Below are 18003 nucleotides of genomic sequence, written 5' to 3' on the forward strand. Positions count from 1 at the left end.
GAGTTGTTGACTCTGGAGTTGTTGACTCTGGAGTTGTTGACTCTGGAGTTGTTGACTCTGGAGTTGTTGACTCTGGAGTTGTTGACTCTGGAGTTGTTGACTCTGGAGTTGTTGACTCTGGAGTTGTGGTGGTTGTAGTTGTTGGTTCCGGAGTTGTGGTGGTTGTAGTTGTTGGTTCCGGAGTTGTGGTGGTTGTAGTTGTTGGTTCCGGAGTTGTGGTGGTTGTAGTTGTTGGTTCCGGAGTTGTAGTCGTTGTAGTTGTTGGTTCCGGAGTTGTAGTTGTGGTAGTTGTTGGTTCCGGAGTTGTGGTGGTTGTAGTTGTCGGTTCTGGAGTTGTAGTCGTTGTTGTAGTTGGTTCTGGAGTTGTGGTGGTTGTAGTTGTTGGTTCCGGAGTTGTAGTTGTGGTAGTTGTTGGTTCCGGAGTTGTAGTTGTTGTAGTTGTTGGTTCCGGAGTTGTAGTTGTGGTAGTTGTTGGTTCCGGAGTTGTAGTTGTGGTAGTTGTTGGTTCCGGAGTTGTAGTTGTTGTAGTTGTTGTAGTAGTTGTTGTGGTTGTAGTTGTGGTTGTAGTTGTGGTTGTAGTTTCCCCTTCACCTTCACCAGACGCAGTGTAGATAAGTGTTTTAGCAGGGTAGCTACGTTCGTTAGGGAAGTTTTCAGCTTTCCACTTGATGACATTGTTAACTACATCACCTTTTTTCTTAGTTTCAGTCAACTCAGTAGTGTACTCCAAGTACATTGGCCAGTTCCAGTTGTCACCAAAGTTGATAGTGAAACCAGTGATTTGACCTGCAGCGTTCGTAGTATACTCAGCTTTCTTAGTGAAGTTGTCAGTTGGGTCAAGTTTTGTAAGTTGTTCTTCGCTTTCGATAGCTTTAGGTTGAGTTGCGTAACGTACAGCACGAAGGCTTCCTTTTACCAATACTTGTCCGTCTGCAAGCTCATCTGTGATAACCATCTTGTTCAATTTATCTTGACCAGCGTTCAAGATAACTTTCCACTTGATACGTTTTGGATTTTGTGGGTCTTGGTATCCATACTTGTACTCGTATTGACCAATTGCAGTAGAATCTGGATCATATGTCAAATTATAAGTTTGCTCACCATACTTAAATGTCTTTTTACCAGACTCAGTTACAGTACTAGCATTTACAACCACATCGTATTTCAATGACATTCTCTTATTGTTAGGATTTTTAGAGAAATAGTCAGTGAACGTTACTGTTGTTTTACCAGTAGCTGGGTCAGCAACTGCATTACCAACGATTTCAGATCCGTTTTTGATTGGGAATTCTGACTTAACTGGCCAGTTCAATTCTTTTGGCAAGTCAAGAACAAGTGTATCACCTGCATTGATAGCTTGAGAATCTGGGAAGGTAATATTGTTTGTAGCTTCCATGGCTTGACCTCTGCCTACTTTTGTATCAGCAGTAATGGCTTTACCATCGAGGGTAATAGTCGTGTTGTTGGTATAGTTTGTAACTTCGTCAGCAAAAATCGTTGTTACGACTGTCAAAGCCAAAACTAGTACACTAAAAAACGCTAAAACTCGCTTAATGCTCGTTTTTGTGGTTTGCATAATAAACTCCTTATTATTAATTTTTTATCATTGTAACATAATTGTTTCACTTTGCAAAGTAATTTTTATCTTTTTTCACTTATCGTTCGTTTTTTTGTCGATTAAAGAAACGAAAAGTGATAATTGATAAGATGAAGCCTAGGATAGAAAGGATCCAGCTCTCTTCTGTACCTGTATTTGGCAAGCGATTTTCTTGAATTTCCCCACTATCTTTTTGGCTATTTATTATAGACTCAACTTTGGTTTCCACTTTTGGATTTGTTGAAACATGATTGAGCTCCTCAACTTTATTACCAAGTTGATTTTGAGGTTGGTCATTTTTCTCGCTCTTCTTCACTACTTTTGTACCAAGTTCAGTAATTTCAGGAACAGGTTCTTCGATCAATGTCACTTGGATTAATTCTTTCTTGATGACACGACCTTCTTGAATAGTCAAGCGGTATTTGTATTGACGCTTACCTGTTTTTCCTTCCTGCAAGAGGGCGACTGTCCCTTCTGCTTTATTAGGATTCTCGACAATAGTCTTGTCAAAGGCGACATCTTCTATCTCAATTAGCTCCTCTGTTGTAATCGTAGGAATTCGTTTTGTCCCTACCAAAATAACACGAGTAACTGCCTTTCTGATAACCTTGGTATCTACCAAGGTAGAAGAGCGTTCTTCATCATTGAAGTAGTATTTTTCAAAAGTCTTATGGATCAGTCCATCTTGGCCTTCTTGGAAGACTCTAGTTTCACCTTCTGCTAAGCTTTCGTCATTGCGATATTCTGTCTGATAAGTAATGACCTCATCCTCAGTCACCAAGACTGTACGCTCAACTCCAGTACCCACTACAACGACTTTGTTAACAGGGTGAGTCGTGATGACAGTTCTTAGATGCTCACGTTGAGTTTCTTTACCATTGACATAGGTTACTTGGTAGTAGTCAGTTTGACTTCCTTCTTGGCCTTCTACTTCGACCAAACGATAGGTCACAGGTTTAGACTTATCTTCCCGAACGATGGTGTTGTATGGGATTCCACTTGTGAAGCTGATCTCCTTGGTTTCAGTAACTTGAGAACCGATATGGATAATCTGTTCGATTGCTGGACGCAACTCTTTGACGCTAATCAAGTCCGTCTTGACTAAGACACCATCTTTATAAGTTAGCTGATAAATTTTTTCTACTAAGCCCGCACGACCTTCTTGAACAAGCTTACGTTCACCCTTTGGAATGTTTTCATCAATAACGGTAACTGTTCTAAAGTTAGTCTCTTCAGTTCGCGTTTCCTGCTTCACTTTAATATTTGGAACATGTTTTGTCCCTACTAAAATGATGGTCGGTACTGCTTCTCTGACAGTTTTACTTTCGATCAGTTTTGAAGAACGTTCTTCGTCATTGAAGTATTGTTTCTCGATCGTCTTACGGATCAATCCATCCTGACCTTCTTGGATAATCTTTGTTTCACCTTCTGGAAGAGTGTCGTCATTACGGAATTCCGTTGGACTTGTGATTCGCTCTTCCTGAATTTCAAACATGATACGCTCGATTCCAGAACCTTCAACTAAGACTTTATTAACAGGCTGAACTGTAATGACCGTTCTGAGGTGTTCACGTTTTGTTTCCTTACCATTGACGTAAGTTACTTGATAGTAGTCTGTTTGAATTCCTTCTTGGCCCTCTACTTCAACAAGGCTGTAACCAACTGGCTTGGTCTTGTCCTTACGAATAATGACATTGTAAGGAATTGGACTTGTCGTGTTGATTTCTTTAGTTTCAGTGACTTGAGTACCAATATGGATAATCTCGTCTTGGACTTTCTGAATTTCCTTGCTACTGATCAAGTCTGTCTTAATCAAGACGCCGTCTTTGTAGGTTAGTTGGTAGATTTTTTCAATAAGACCAGTTCGGCCTACTTGGACCACCTTAGTCTCACCTTTTGGTAGATCTGGATCTTCGATATTTTGAGTCTTATAAGCAATCTTCTCAGTTTGAGTATCCTGTTCTACCTTGATAGTTGGTACATGTTTTGTACCTACTAAGATGATCGTTGGCGTTGCTTCTTTGATTAGTTTGCTGTCTACTAATTTCGTAGAACGCAATTCGTCATTGAAGTATCGTTTTTCAATCGTCTTACGAAGGAGTCCTTCCTCACCAACTTGAGAAATCTTCGTTTCACCTTCTGGAAGAGTGTCATCATTTCGATACTCAGTTGTGCTTGTAATCTTATCTTCTTGAATTTCAAAGAGGGCACGTTCTACTCCGGCACCTTCGACAATCACCTTGTCAACAGCTTCTTTAACGACTGTTGTCTTGAGGTGTTCACGTTTTGTTTCAGTGCCATTGATGTAGGTTACTTTATAGAGGTCTGACTTCTCACCGTCTTGACCTTCTACCTCAGTCACTCGGTAGCCAATTGGCTTCGTAGTGTCTTTGCGAACCTTAATGGTAAATGGAATTGGACTTGTCTCGCTTGCTTCTCTAATTTCTTTGATACGAGTTCCAACTTGGATGATCTCATCTACTGGATCTGTAGTGATGTTAGATTCTACAAATGTACGAGATGTCTCTTCTCCATTCACTTTCGTTACAGAGTAACGATTTGTTTTCTGGCCTTTCTTACCTGCCTGGATAACCTTAGTTGTCCCTGCAGGAAGTTGGTCTGAAAACTCTTTGAGAGTATTGTAATCGATTGACTCTGTCTCATCTACAAGCTCAGTTGTTTCCACGATAGGTGTCGCATTTCCGACACGAACGACACGGTTGACTGCATCTGTAATCTTATGTTCAGAAACGATGGTACGGCTGATTTCTTTACCATTTCGATAGCTTACCAAGAAAGTACGGATAATTTGTCCTGGAGTTCCTTCTTCATCGACGACACTTTCTCCTGCTGGAAGTGTATTGTCTGAGACATAAACCGTCTTGAATGGAACATCAACTTGCTCATCCACTGTACGTTCTGTCATCTTAGAAGTACCGATTACTGTGATTTCGTCTACAGCTTTTGGATCCTCAACTTTTGAGATTTCTTTACGAGCAACTTCGACATCGTCCTCATAGGTAACTTCATAAGTTGTTGTGATGGTACCAGGAGATCCAACTTGAGTAATCTTGCTGTAGCCTTCTGGTTGGGTTTCATCTTTTTCAATAACCTTGTTGAAGTCTTTTTCTTCGACAACAACTACGGATCTGATTGACACAACCACCCCTAGACCTTTAACAACGATCTTGTCCTTCTTCTCTTTAAGGACATTTTCATTGACCAAGGTACGGTCAACGAGTTCATCATTGAGGTAAGTAAGTTTGTATTGACTTTCAATACGACCTTTTTCACCTTCCTGACGGACTTCTTCGTAGCCTTTTGGTTTCGTGTAGTCGTATTCGATTACAGTTTCAAAGTCTACATCCTTGACATCAGTAGTGTATTCTACTTTTTCTACTGCACTACCAACTGTGATAATGCGTTTGACTGGTTGGTCAATCACTGTTTCAGACGTCAACGTCTTACCAACTTCCTTACCATTCAATTTTCTGATTTGGTAAGTCTTTTCAACAGAACCATTCTTACCAGCTTGATTTTCAAATTGATAAGTCTTAGGTTTTGTTGGGTCCGTTCTGATCTCAGTTTCGTATTCAACAGTTTCTTTCTCAGTAACAGTTTCAAATGTTTCTGTCGCTGTACCAATCAAAACGATTTCTCTCGTAGGCTCTTGAATTACTTCCTCAGATTCAATCTGACGACCTACAATTGTATCACCAACTTTGGTAATCTTATAAACATTAACTTTCTTACCAGGAACACCTTTTTGAACGGTTTCTTTAAATCCGATAGGAAGTTCATCTGTCTCACGAGTTTCGATGATGTACTCTGTCGTTGTTGTTGTACGAAGTGTTTCAACCGTTTTATCACCAACGATATCTACTGGAGCTAATGGCTTGCCATCTAGAGTGTTACGTCCGAGGAAGACATTATTACTCTTGGCATTCAAGTTCACCCACTCACCATTGTATAGTCTAAAGAAACCATTTTTGTTTGGTGTGTCTGCGATGAATTTGTTATCTGTAGCTGTTACTTTAACAGTATCGTTGAGACGGTTGATACCAAAGAAAGCTTGCATTATGTCTTTGATAACTGCTCCATCTGATCTACGAGTGACATCGTAACGTTGCCATGGCTCATTGTCTTTATACTTGAAGGTATTGCTATTAACATCAATAGTAGATGCGTTAGTACTTTCAATAGCAACTGCATTTTTCCATCTAGACTTAATCTTAGAAACGGTCAACTCATTGTTGTCAATGTTGATGCTTCCTCTAGTCTTGGTAAATGGTACTTTTGTAACCTTGTTGACACGTTTACCAGTTGTACGGTCAATAACACTTGCTACATAAGTCGTATCATCGTTGATGTAAATCGGTAACTGCTTGATGTCATCTACTTCAATCTTGTTTCTTGAAATAGTGATGTCACCTGAACCACCACCCTCAACACCTCTAGATGCTTGGGCTGTGTTGTTGTTAACAGAGATGATATAGTCTGTTGAATCACCAGTGATGGTATTACCTTCGATATTCAGGCTATAATCATTTGAACTTTCATTATTTCTAAAGAGAATACCAAAGGTTCCTAGTTGTCCATTTTCAAATGGTTTTGTCAAACCTTCAATGGTGTTATTTGAAATGACGTAACGACCTTTATCAAGAGGTTTGGTCCATTTATGGTTTTTCTCATTTGTCAGGATAGAGATGGCTGTGTAACCACGGTAACGAGCTGGATCATCATCATCGTTTTCCAACTTAGAGTTTGGATCTTGTGTTACCTTGTTGTTACGAATAATGACATCTGTCATAGGGTTAGCACGGTTATAAACCTCGATACCATTCAAACGGTCTCCGAGCGAAACGTTGTTTTCGATGAGGATCTTATTCCCGTCGTGAATATCCAAGCCTTTACGGTAGTTGTAGTTGGTGTAGTTACCAGTATAGGTAATGCCATCGTTATAAGACCCTGCCATTGAGGCCGCACCATATCCAGTACCACCATCCAATACATGACCGTTATATGACAAGATATTGTTGTCTACAACAAAATTACGTTGGTAACCAAACATAACACCCGCAACACGGTTGTTATGAAGGAAAGAATTGGTTACCTTGTTACCGTCCATGATTGGAACATCTGGATCTCCGATAGACTTGACTTCGTTTGAAACCTTTTCAGAAATACTGCTATAACGGATTGGTCTTCCATTGCTATCATACTCTTGAGCCGTTGCCTTACTTGAACTAAAGAAGACACCGGCTCTGTTGAATTTCATAGCACGAACATCATTGATCGTAACATTTGAAGAATCGTTTACATAGATACCATTTGAACGTCCAAAGTAAGATTTCCCTTTACGGTAAAATTCATTATCCTTAGTGTAGTCTGATGAATCATAGGCATGCTCAACAGTTAAGCGACCCACAGTAAAGTTATTCTGATTTTGAATGAGGACCGCAGACTCGTAACGGTTATCCGTCAAGTTTGTTTCAGGATCATGTTCTCCGTCTTGCTTCTTATTAAATAAGATTTTTGTGTTGTTACGACTTGGACCACTACCAATCAAACCTTTTACATTGGCATAGTTTTCATCAATAACCAAGGTATTCTTCAGCAGGACTGTCCCTGATAGCATAACAGAAGCGCCACCCTCAACCTCGTTGGCCGCAGAGAGCGCCTTTTTGATTGCTTCACTCGCTTCAACTTTTCCTGTCGTATCAAGACCAAAATCCGTTGCTTTTACATATTTACCGTAATCCGCATCATCGTATACTTTTGTATTGCTAGCTGCAGCTCTTCTACGACGAACTTTAGGAATTGGAGTTGTAGCCGTTTCAGCTTCATTTGTACTTGTATCGGAAAGTGTAGCAGGAGCAGGAGTTGGATCTTCCTTCTTTTCTGCACTATTAAGAGTTGGATCAGTTTTACTATCTTTATTAAGACTTGCTTCGGCTTCACTGTCTTTATTAAGAGAAGTTTCGGCTTTACTATCTTTATCAGAAGAAGAGGCTTCCGTCGAAGTATTCTTAGCATCCTCCTCAGAGCCTTTTGTTTCCTTTTCCGTTAAAGCTGGAGCTGGATATTTCTTATCTCCCTGATCAACTGCCGGCTTTTCTTCTGAATTTGGCTCTGTAACTGCTCTAGTTTCAGATTCTGGAATAGAAACTGGCGTATTCAATGCAGGCTGGTTTTCATCCTGATTCTTAATAAGACTTTCATTTGAATTTTCAAAAGAATCCGCACTGGCTTTTACCTGGCCTAATTGAAATGTTGTTAACACCCCAATTGCTAACAAAGAGTACTTGGTTGTTTTTTTAATATTCATGAATCCTCCTCTTTCATTTAATTCTTCCCACTTTTCTCAGTCTATACGTTTCAACTAAACCAACCTTTTAACAAAGATTCAATTATTTATTTTATAAGGTGGATAGAAATGGATTTTACTTTAATGATACTTATTGTTTGATAGAAAGTCAACTATTTTATTCTATAAATTTTTACCCAAAAGAATTCCCTTTCTATTTTCCTTTTATCCTCTATAAAATGGAAGAAAGTTCACTATTTACCTTGTATCAACCCACTATTAAATAATAAAAAGCTGCCGTATATAACCGACAGCTTTATTCAAATGTCATTAGTGATGTAACAGCATTCAAGACACTTGTATTTTGCTCTAAAGTTAAGAAAAGATTCTTCAGATTACTTCTCTAACACAAGAACGTCTTCTGTAGAGAAAAAGCTTTCTTTATAGCCAGAAGCTTCATATGCCTTCAAGATATCCGCCTCAAAAAATCCTTTGCCTTCTTGCCTTGTTTCTCTCGGTACAACAACATAATCAATATTTAAGTCAACTTTTTTATCATTATGATAGTAGATATCATATAGTTTTTCATGCTGTCGAAGGCTTGGAGTATAACTCCCCGTCGTTACTACTGAAGACTCAATTGGCAAATCTTTTAATACTGATTGTATCCCTTCAAAATAATCCTTTCGATTGTGGTAATATTTAATTTCAAAGTTCCATTTATGAGTGTAGCTATAGAGGATCCCTCCTGAAATCACTAAAGACGAAGCAACGAGAGCAACAAGGGCCTTCTCCCCTACTACTTTATAATTACTCAATTGATCCAATGCCAATATTCCCATAATGAATAAAAGAGTAACTGATCCATAGCTATATTGGAAATTAATATCATATTGATAAAGCCAATCTGTTAGTAAATTAATCGCTAGCAGAGGAAGCATAAGGAAATAAGTTGATAGGCGTCGTTGGACAAGTGGCAAAAAGCCTAGAGGAAACAGAACTAAAAAGATATAGCCAAGTTTCTTAGCCGTAAACAGACTACCCAGAACATAAAGCGGATTTAAGATAGTGTTTTTCATCACCATTAACAATCCATTCTCCCCAGACATTAACAAATGACTATATCGAGAAACCATTGCACCTTCACCATATTTTGTCAATAGAAACATAGCAAATCCAAAGTAAATTACCGGCAAGACAAATGTACTAGCATATAACCACTTTTTGAATCTCGGAGATATAGAAAAACGATTCTGAAAGACAAAATAGAGTCCTAGCGATAGTACGTAAATAAAGGAATCCTCTTTTACAAAAAGGATGAGGAGAGCAAACAAGATAGTTCGCAAACGCCATTGAGAGATGATGGCGTAAAAGAGCCATAGAATTAGAGGGGGTAAAAAACAGTTCTCATGAATGTGGTAACTGCCACTGGTTGTCATTGCTGGAGTAGCAAAAAATAGTGCAATGACTAGAGGATTTAACAGTTTTGGCAATTGTAATTTCTTCAATACCAGCCCGAGGGGGATTATAGCAGAAAATACAATAAGAATTTGTAAAATTTCTAATGTTTCTACATAAGGAAACAACATGTAGAATGGAAGAATCGCATAAAAGATTGGAGAAATATGGACAGCAAAGTGCGATAAAGCCTTATCTCTCTCAAGCGTTGTTATCTGTGTGAAGTCTGTCTTCATCCTCTCAAACATTTGAGAGAAAATCCCAATATCAAATGTCGAACCTGAATTTGCCTTGACTTTATAATACACTACAACAGATAAGTAAAGGACATAACAAACTCCAATAATTAAAGTCATCAAGGTAAGTCGTTTAACCCATACTTTACTGATTTTGTCTACAGCCAACCTACTAATAATTAGTCCGATTAATAATGCAATAACAACTGAAGTCAAAATTGGCCAAATTAAAGAAGTAAATTTTGATTCAGCGATATTAAAAGAGTGAATTTTTAGGGCTTCATCTTGAAATTTCCCACTTGCTTGAAGGAGAAGCTTGGGAAAAGATAGCACCACTAATACTGGAAAGACAATTGCAAACCTTATATTGTCTAGATAGAAAAATAAGAATAGAGCAACTGAAATCATAATCAAGCCCAGAGATAAGAATAAGGTTGGACTTTTAAGAATTGCTACAAATAGAATCAAAGCTATCAAAAAAGTATTGAGAACACCAATATCAATGAGTTTCTTATACTCACCAATAAACCAAAGAAATGGGTAAATGATGACAACCCCGATAATTGTCCCAACAATTCCTACTTCTCCTAATTTTAGAAAGAGCGCTTCAGTCGAAAATCTAAGCAAATTAAACAAAACGACAATAAAGTAGGATCCTAACAGTAACCATAAATAGTTCATGTTGGCTAGATTCTTAATTTTTTTCATTTAAACCTCCCGTAATTATAAAATATTTTACCATAAACTGAAGAGCTTGCCTATTTAAAGATAAATAAAGGAGATAATTTTTGACTGCGGCTTTCTCTTTTGAATTGGTTAATAAAAAAACTTATTTCTCACGAAATAAGTTCCCATAAACAGATAAAATTTCTTAGGTCACCTCAGTGATCAATCCTGTATCGACATCATAGACAGCTCCTGAGATAATGACATCGTCTGGAATCAGCGGCGATGCTTTTAAGAGAGCGACATCCTCCCGGACGCTCTCGTAGATATCTTGAAAGGGTAGGAAGTCTTGGTCTCCAACATCAACTCCCAGTTCCTTCTTCAGATGCTGACGGAAGCCTTCATTCTCAAAGGTTTGTGCTCCACAGTCTGTGTGGTGCAAGACCACGATTTCTCGAGTCCCCATCTGTTGCTGGGAAATGACCAAGGAACGAATCATGTCCTCTGTCACGCGCCCTCCTGCATTCCGCAAAATATGGGCATCCCCCAGAGCAAGCCCTAGTGCTGGTGCGACGTGAAGGCGAGAGTCCATACAGGTCACAATGGCTACTTGCGTTTTCGGTTTGATGGGGAGATGAAGGTCTCCGTGCAATTCAACATAGGCTTGATTGGCTTTTAAAAAATTCTCAAAATAGGACATTAGGAACTTCCTTTCTGGTCAATAAATAGTTTGAACACCAAATTATTTACACTCTATCTTACCATCTTTTTCCCAGATTGTCAGTTGTCAGCCTACATGAAAAAGAGGCTGGGACAAAAGTCCTAGTCTCTCAATTGTCTTTGGATTGTCGAGCAAGACGCAGTGGTTGAGTGGGCTCTACTACGCTGATTTGATCAGCTTTTACAGCCCTACTCAACTGTGCGGAGGTGGGACGACGAAATCGAATTCTAACGAATTACCGATTTCTGTCCCACTCTCTTTTATGCATTAAGACCGTTTTGGTAAATAGCGATTCAACAAGCCAGCAAAAGTTTGAAGGTTGAGACTTTGAACATAGATCTCACCAGTCCCTCTAAAGGTATTGACGACTCCTTCACCCGTTCCGATGGACTGCCAGAAACCATTCTCCAAATGAATATTATAATCCAAAGACTGGCTCCAAGCAACGACATGGGCGTTATCGATGGTGATTTCTTGATTGTTTAACTCGATTTTTTTAATAGAGCCGTAGGCATTCACCAAGAGGGTCCCTTGCCCTTGGGTCGTCATGACAAAGAAGCCGCCCTGACCACCAAAGAGAGCCTTACCGATCGATTGGGTTTCCATTGTATAGTAAGCTGTACCATCAAGTGCAAGGAAGGCACCATCGTTCAATCGATACTGCTTTTCGCCCAAGTAGAGAGGTACAACCTGACCTGGTGAGTCGGGTGCCAATGCTAGATAAGCATTATTAGACTGGGCAAATACCTGAGTAATAAAGGTGCTTTCACCAGAAACCATTGACCGTCCAACTGCTTTCACAAATCGTCCCACACCAGAGCCACTCGCGTTTAATTTGGTGTTAAGGGTTACATTAGGTGTATGGTAGACCATACTCCCCCGCTGAATATAGACAGTCTCACCTTGATTGAGAGATAGCTCGACCAAAGGGAACTGCACATTGTTATCTGTAAAAAATTGCATGATAATTAACCCCTATCTTTAAGTAAGTATAGACAAAGTATAGCACAGGAAAAACCTTTTCGCAAACGATTCCAAATTCTGTTAAGAAAAGACTCTTTTAAGAACCTCTCCTACAGTGGAGACCGCTATCACTTGAATACCATCTGGTATCGCGATCCCTTGGAGAGAATTTTTTGGCGCGTAAATCTTAGTGAAACCAAGTTTGGCCGCTTCGTTAATCCGCTGCTCAATCCGAGTCACGCGACGAATCTCACCAGTCAAGCCAATCTCACCGATAAAGGCCTCTTGAGGATTGGTTGGAAGCTCCTTGTAGCTAGAAGCAATGGCCACCGCTACGGCTAAGTCAATGGCTGGTTCGTCCAGTTTGACACCACCAGCTGACTTGAGATAGGCATCCTGATTTTGGAGAAGAAGTCCACAACGTTTCTCTAAAACAGCCATAATGAGGCTAACCCGGTTAAAATCAAGACCCGTTGTTGTCCGCTTGGCATTTCCAAATACAGTCGGTGTCACCAAGGCCTGAACTTCCGCCAAGATTGGTCTGCTTCCTTCCATGGTGACGACAATGGCAGAGCCAGTTGCCCCATCCAAACGTTCTTCTAGAAAGACCTGACTCGGGTTGAGGACCTCAACCAGCCCGCCTGACTGCATCTCGAAAATCCCAATCTCATTGGTGGAGCCAAAGCGGTTCTTGACCGCTCTCAGGATCCGGAAGGTGTGGTGGCGCTCGCCCTCAAAATAGAGCACCGTATCCACCATGTGCTCCAACATCCGAGGCCCTGCCAAAGTCCCTTCCTTGGTCACATGGCCGACGATGAAGATAGCGATGTTATTGGTTTTGGCCAGTTGCATGAGCTCAGCTGTTACTTCCCGCACCTGAGAAACCGATCCCTGCACCCCTGAAATTTCAGGAGACATAATGGTCTGGATAGAGTCGATGATAAGGAAGTTAGGCTGGATGCGTTCCACTTCTGCTCGCACGCTCTGCATATTGGTCTCAGCATAGAGGTAAAACTCACTGTCGATATCCCCCAAGCGCTCTGCCCGAAGTTTGATCTGCTGGGCCGATTCCTCGCCACTGACGTAGAGAACCGTTCCCACTTGAGACAGCTGGGTCGATACTTGAAGGAGCAGGGTCGATTTCCCAATCCCTGGATCTCCCCCGATGAGGACCAGACTTCCTGGGACGACACCGCCTCCAAGGACGCGGTTGAATTCCTCCATCTCCGTCTTGGTCCGATGGACATTGATGGAGGTCACATCCGCCAGTTTCATGGGTTTGGTCTTTTCACCCGTTAAGGACACACGCGCATTCTTAATCTCGGTGACCTCAACTTCCTCGACAAAAGAAGACCAAGACCCACAGTTAGGACAGCGCCCTAGATACTTGGGTGAATTGTAGGCACAATTTTGACAAATAAAAGTCGTTTTTTTCTTAGCTATGATAAACCTCTTTCTAAATCTCTAGCTCACACTCAATCACTTGGCAAAAATCAATCTTCTCATTTGGTACAAACTGGCGCATGAGCATGCGATGGGTTACAACTACCACCGTTTGATATTCCCGATACTTAGCCATGCATTCTAGAAAACGAGACTTCATCTTTACAGCTGTCTCATATTGAACAGGAGAATTTGGGAGCAACTCCCCCTTGTTTTCTAAAAACAGACATCTAGCTGTTTCAAAGTTCTCTATACCTGTTTCATAAACCTGCCATTCATGCAATAATGGCTCTACCCTCAAAGGAAGGCCAGTAGCACAGGATACATAAAAAGCCGTTTCTAAAGCTCGCGTCACTGCAGAAGACACCAGGATATCAGCTGAGCCAAACAAAGGATTTTTGCAAAGTTCCTGAGCTTGTTGTCTTCCTTTCTCAGATAAGGGTGCCAAATCTATCCCGAATCCAGTATAGGAACGCTCCTCTAACTCACGGTAATTTGGCTCCCCGTGACGGATAAAAATAATTTTCATATTAAGATCCCCATAAAACTATCCAATCTTGATTCCGCAATCTTGCCACTGCTTCAGTGTTTTAGAGAATTTCTTCTGGTTGGCAACTCCGACAGCAGACAAATCGACAGAAACCTGATAATTCTCCTTAACAGCTGCCAAAATGGAAGCCTTGACACATCCATTGCCATCTACCCCTATAAACTCTATGCTTTTAGCACCGTTTCCCTCTAAAAAATCTTTTAAATCTGGATTAGTAAAGCAAGAAGCCCGACGCTTCTCAAAAATACGAGAAGATACAACCAGCAAGCCGGTCGCAAATTTCTTCTTTCTATCTTTTCTCTCCCAGAAAAAACGATTGAGAATATAGATAACTCGGTCGCTAGGATAGGTAGCAATTTTGTCATTTACAGCTGCAGTCAGTTCTTCATGATATGCTTTTCCTACAGCAACATAATCTGACTGCATGTCTACAACTAATAAATAGTCTGCCATTTTATTCCTCTATTTCCCTGTTGACCCAAATCCACCGGTCCGCACGCCGTCTGCTTCATCCCCATCTGCAATCAAGAATGGAGCAAAGACAGCCTGAACCACACGTTCACCGACTTCAAGGATGACTTCTTGGTCCGTAATATTTTTCATCTGAGCAAAGATATGGCCTTCATTTCCTGGATTGCCGTAGTAGTCTCCATCGATAACCCCAACAGAGTTGATCAAGACCAATCCCTTCTTGCGAGGATTAGACGAGCGGTCATAGAGATAGAGCACCTCAGTCGGTTGCATATAGGCCTTGACCCCAGTTGGGACGAGGACGATCTCTCCTGGTGCAATCACTGTGCGCTCTGCCACCTTTAAGTCGTAACCAGCTGCGTGTGCTGTCTCCCGTTTTGGCAACAAGTCCTGATTGGTATAGCTTGATACAAGTTCAAATCCACGAATTTTTGTCATCATGATTCCTCTTTCATTCTAAATAGTTTCCATCTCTTCTATTATACCATCACTTCGCCCTAGCGTCTCCCCTCTACTACTATTCGTATTTTTTCTGACAAACACACAAAAGCCCCCTCAAACGAGGAGACTTTTGCAGGAGATTATATGAAAAAAGTAAACTGTATCAAACAAAGTTAGGAGGTCTTTGTTGATGAGACTAGTTTACCTCTTTCTCCTTAAAAAATCCTAAAGAGTTTACAATTCTTGTAAAAGATAACGAAAGAGTTCGAGATTGCCTTTTTCTTCTTTGACTAGGAACTCTGGATGCCACTGCAAACCGATGATGCGATGACCATCCACTGCTTCGATAGCTTCAATGGTCTGGTCGCGTGGGTCAATGGCTGTCACTCGAAAGTTAGGCGCCAAGTCCTTGATGCTTTGGCGATGCACAGAATTGATCTGGCTAGCTTGTCCAAAGAGACGCTCCACCACGCTGCCTTTTTTGGTCTCAATGGAATGAGAAGTACCAAAAGGAAGCCCTTGCCAGTGTCCTTCCACTTCTTGATGGAGAGTCCCACCGAAGGCAACATTGACGAGCTGAACTCCTCGGCAGATAGCTAGGACCGGCTTGTTTTGACGGACTGCTTCTTTCAACAAGGCCAACTCAAACTGATCGCGCTCGAGATTGTAGTCATCACTCTCGATGGCGATCTCTTCTCCATAAAAGCTAGGATGGACATTTTGCCCCCCACTGAGGATAAGCTTGTCCACTGTCTCGATATAATCTTTGGCAAAAGACGGGTCTCCCACAGGAATGACCATAGGAAGGCCACCTACTTGCTTAATGGTTTCCGCAAACTTACAAGATACAGACGAATGGATATTTTTCCCATCTGGATCCACTGCGCATAGATTGGCAGAGACTCCAACAATCGTTCTACACATGGCCTTCCCTCCTTTGATATTTCTATTCCCTATTTTATCATCCCGCCCTTAGAGCGTCTAATATGTATTTTTTAAGGGCCTGATAAAATTTTTTTATCACCGAAATCATAATTGTTTTCCCTTAAAATCTTCCTATGTCAAGTGAGTTTTTTTCCTTTTAGTATGGTAAAATAGAAATGAAATCTTCACGAAGGAGAATACTATGGATAAACAAACCGTTGCGGTCATCGGTCCTGGTTCTTGGGGAACTGCCCTTTCTCAAGTCCTCCACGATAATGGCCATGAAGTGCGGATCTGGGGAAACGTCTCAGAACAAATCGACGAAATCAATCAAGAACATACCAACAAACGCTACTTTAAGGATGTCCTGCTAGATCCAGGGATCAAGGCTTACCACAACTTGGATGAAGCCCTTTCTGGAGCAGATGCTGTCCTCTTTGTCGTCCCAACCAAGGTGACCCGACTCGTTGCCAAGCAAGTAGCTGAACTCTTGGACCATCCTGTTAAGGTCATGCACGCATCCAAAGGATTAGAACCAAACAGTCACAAACGGATTTCTCAAATCTTAGAAGAGGAAATTCCTGCTTCTCTACGTAGCGAGATTGTGGTCGTGTCTGGTCCAAGTCACGCTGAAGAAACAATTGTTCGCGATATCACTCTGATCACAGCAGCTTCTAAGGATTTAGAAACAGCTCGTTACGTTCAAGAGCTCTTCAGCAACCATTACTTCCGCCTCTATACCAATACAGATGTAATTGGGGTAGAAACGGCTGGAGCCTTGAAAAACATTATCGCAGTCGGAGCTGGAGCCCTCCACGGACTCGGATTCGGAGACAATGCCAAGGCTGCCATCATCACGCGCGGACTAGCTGAAATTACCCGTCTAGGAGTGAAACTTGGGGCTAGCCCATTGACCTATAGTGGACTATCGGGAGTTGGAGACCTGATCGTGACAGGAACTTCGATCCACTCTCGGAACTGGCGAGCTGGGGATGCCCTTGGTCGCGGTGAAAAACTAGAAGATATCGAAGCCAACATGGGCATGATCATCGAGGGGATTTCCACCACTAAGGCTGCCTACGAACTGGCCCAAGAGCTTGACGTCTATATGCCGATCACACAAGCCATCTACCAAGTGATTTATGAAGGGCAAGACATTCGTGAAGCTATTAACTTCATGATGAACAATGAATTTAAAGAAGAAAATGAGTGGAACTAAGGGATCGTTCCTTACCAATTAGATTAACAACCAATTATTCTTTAGTTAGAAAGGAATTATTATGACAAAAGTTAGAAAAGCAGTCATTCCTGCGGCCGGACTTGGAACGCGTTTCCTACCTGCAACCAAAGCCTTGGCCAAAGAAATGTTGCCAATCGTGGATAAGCCAACCATCCAATTCATCGTTGAGGAAGCCCTTAAGGCTGGCATCGAGGACATTCTCGTTGTCACTGGTAAGTCCAAACGTTCGATCGAAGACCACTTCGACTCAAACTTTGAACTTGAGTATAACCTCAAGGAAAAAGGAAAAAATGATCTGTTGAAACTGGTCGATGAAACTACCAGGATGCGCCTCCACTTCATTCGTCAAAAACATCCGCGTGGCCTTGGAGATGCTGTCCTTCAGGCCAAGGCCTTCGTTGGGAATGAGCCTTTCGTTGTAATGCTGGGTGATGACCTCATGGATATCACAGATGATACAGCTACTACTCTCACCAAGCAATTGATGAATGACTATGACGAGACACATGCTTCAACCATTGCCGTCATGAAAGTTCCCCATGAAGAGGTTTCTGCCTACGGAGTCATTGCTCCTCAAGGGGAAGGCATCAACGGACTGTATAGCGTCGAAACCTTTGTCGAAAAACCGGCACCTGAAGAGGCACCGAGTGACCTTGCCATTATCGGTCGTTACTTGCTGACTCCAGAGATCTTCCAAATCTTGGAAAACCAAAAACCAGGCGCTGGAAATGAAATCCAATTGACTGATGCCATTGATACCTTGAACAAGACCCAACGAGTATTTGCCCGCGAATTTAAGGGCAGACGCTACGATGTAGGGGACAAGTTTGGTTTCATGAAAACATCTATTGATTATGCCTTGAAACACCCACAGGTTAAAGATGATCTCAAACAATACATCATCAACCTTGGAAAACAATTAGAAGAAACAGGAAAAGGTACCGAGGAGTAAAAGATCCTCACCCCGACTTTCGATTATAAAGCAA

Annotated in this window: 12 protein-coding genes; 2 read left to right on the forward strand and 10 right to left on the reverse strand. The window is 41.4% G+C overall.

Annotated elements, in window-relative coordinates; translation table 11 throughout:
* The 10 genes from H8S88_RS07800 to H8S88_RS07845 all read right to left on the reverse strand — a co-directional run.
* Positions 1-1576: Ig-like domain-containing protein (locus H8S88_RS07800; RefSeq protein ID WP_236128229.1), on the reverse strand; the 1576-nt coding region annotated here is incomplete at its 3' end.
* 79 nt (positions 1577-1655) lie between these two features.
* On the reverse strand, positions 1656-7925 hold the full coding sequence (locus H8S88_RS07805) for a G5 domain-containing protein (protein ID WP_236128230.1): 6270 nt from the start codon (positions 7923-7925) through the stop codon (positions 1656-1658).
* Between the two features lie 374 nt (positions 7926-8299).
* On the reverse strand, positions 8300-10306 hold the full coding sequence (locus tag H8S88_RS07810; RefSeq protein ID WP_048691447.1) for a DUF2079 domain-containing protein: 2007 nt from the start codon (positions 10304-10306) through the stop codon (positions 8300-8302).
* 163 nt (positions 10307-10469) lie between these two features.
* Positions 10470-10964: a beta-class carbonic anhydrase gene (locus H8S88_RS07815; RefSeq protein ID WP_048789247.1), complete on the reverse strand. Its 495-nt coding sequence runs from the start codon at positions 10962-10964 to the stop codon at positions 10470-10472.
* 288 nt (positions 10965-11252) lie between these two features.
* A complete protein-coding gene (locus H8S88_RS07820) occupies positions 11253-11948 on the reverse strand; it encodes a TIGR00266 family protein (protein ID WP_006595479.1) in 696 nt (231 codons plus the stop codon).
* Positions 11949-12029: 81 nt separating this feature from the next.
* The gene (gene radA / locus H8S88_RS07825) at positions 12030-13391 is read right to left on the reverse strand and encodes a DNA repair protein RadA (RefSeq protein WP_082162652.1); all 1362 of its coding nucleotides are present in this window, start codon (positions 13389-13391) and stop codon (positions 12030-12032) included.
* 13 nt (positions 13392-13404) lie between these two features.
* Positions 13405-13920, reverse strand: coding sequence for a histidine phosphatase family protein (locus H8S88_RS07830; protein WP_048789245.1), 516 nt, complete (start codon positions 13918-13920; stop codon positions 13405-13407).
* Positions 13921-13938: 18 nt separating this feature from the next.
* Positions 13939-14394, reverse strand: a complete 456-nt coding sequence (locus tag H8S88_RS07835) for an isochorismatase family protein (RefSeq protein ID WP_048716617.1) — start codon at positions 14392-14394, stop codon at positions 13939-13941.
* A 9-nt stretch (positions 14395-14403) separates the two neighbouring features.
* Positions 14404-14850: a dUTP diphosphatase gene (locus H8S88_RS07840; RefSeq protein ID WP_048716720.1), complete on the reverse strand. Its 447-nt coding sequence runs from the start codon at positions 14848-14850 to the stop codon at positions 14404-14406.
* 237 nt (positions 14851-15087) lie between these two features.
* Positions 15088-15777, reverse strand: a complete 690-nt coding sequence (locus H8S88_RS07845) for a gamma-glutamyl-gamma-aminobutyrate hydrolase family protein (RefSeq protein WP_048716619.1) — start codon at positions 15775-15777, stop codon at positions 15088-15090.
* Between the two features lie 202 nt (positions 15778-15979).
* Between H8S88_RS07845 and H8S88_RS07850 the strand changes: the two genes are divergently transcribed.
* Both H8S88_RS07850 and galU read left to right on the forward strand, forming a co-directional pair.
* Positions 15980-16996 carry an NAD(P)H-dependent glycerol-3-phosphate dehydrogenase gene (locus tag H8S88_RS07850; RefSeq protein WP_048691428.1) on the forward strand — a complete coding sequence of 339 codons (1017 nt, stop codon included), beginning with the start codon at positions 15980-15982 and terminating at the stop codon, positions 16994-16996.
* A gap of 61 nt (positions 16997-17057) precedes the next feature.
* Positions 17058-17969 (forward strand): UTP--glucose-1-phosphate uridylyltransferase GalU, encoded by a 912-nt coding sequence (gene galU, locus H8S88_RS07855; RefSeq protein WP_048691427.1) that lies wholly within the window; start codon positions 17058-17060, stop codon positions 17967-17969.
* The last annotated feature ends 34 nt before the right edge of the window (positions 17970-18003 follow it).

It is taken from the genome of Streptococcus sp. GS001 (assembly GCF_021595565.1).
In the GTDB taxonomy this organism is placed as follows: Bacteria; Bacillota; Bacilli; order Lactobacillales; family Streptococcaceae; genus Streptococcus; species Streptococcus xiaochunlingii.

Bases quoted from the DNA above. Each gene is read 5' to 3' on its own strand.
- H8S88_RS07810 (WP_048691447.1), bottom strand. From the start codon at position 10,306: ATGAAAAAAATTAAGAATCTAGCCAACATGAACTATTTATGGTTACTG.
- H8S88_RS07830 (WP_048789245.1), bottom strand. From the start codon at position 13,920: ATGAAAATTATTTTTATCCGTCACGGGGAGCCAAATTACCGTGAGTTA.
- H8S88_RS07845 (WP_048716619.1), bottom strand. From the start codon at position 15,777: ATGTGTAGAACGATTGTTGGAGTCTCTGCCAATCTATGCGCAGTGGAT.
- H8S88_RS07820 (WP_006595479.1), bottom strand. From the start codon at position 11,948: ATGCAATTTTTTACAGATAACAATGTGCAGTTCCCTTTGGTCGAGCTA.
- H8S88_RS07815 (WP_048789247.1), bottom strand. From the start codon at position 10,964: ATGTCCTATTTTGAGAATTTTTTAAAAGCCAATCAAGCCTATGTTGAA.
- galU (WP_048691427.1), top strand. From the start codon at position 17,058: ATGACAAAAGTTAGAAAAGCAGTCATTCCTGCGGCCGGACTTGGAACG.
- H8S88_RS07835 (WP_048716617.1), bottom strand. From the start codon at position 14,394: ATGGCAGACTATTTATTAGTTGTAGACATGCAGTCAGATTATGTTGCT.
- H8S88_RS07850 (WP_048691428.1), top strand. From the start codon at position 15,980: ATGGATAAACAAACCGTTGCGGTCATCGGTCCTGGTTCTTGGGGAACT.
- H8S88_RS07840 (WP_048716720.1), bottom strand. From the start codon at position 14,850: ATGACAAAAATTCGTGGATTTGAACTTGTATCAAGCTATACCAATCAG.
- H8S88_RS07805 (WP_236128230.1), bottom strand. From the start codon at position 7,925: ATGAATATTAAAAAAACAACCAAGTACTCTTTGTTAGCAATTGGGGTG.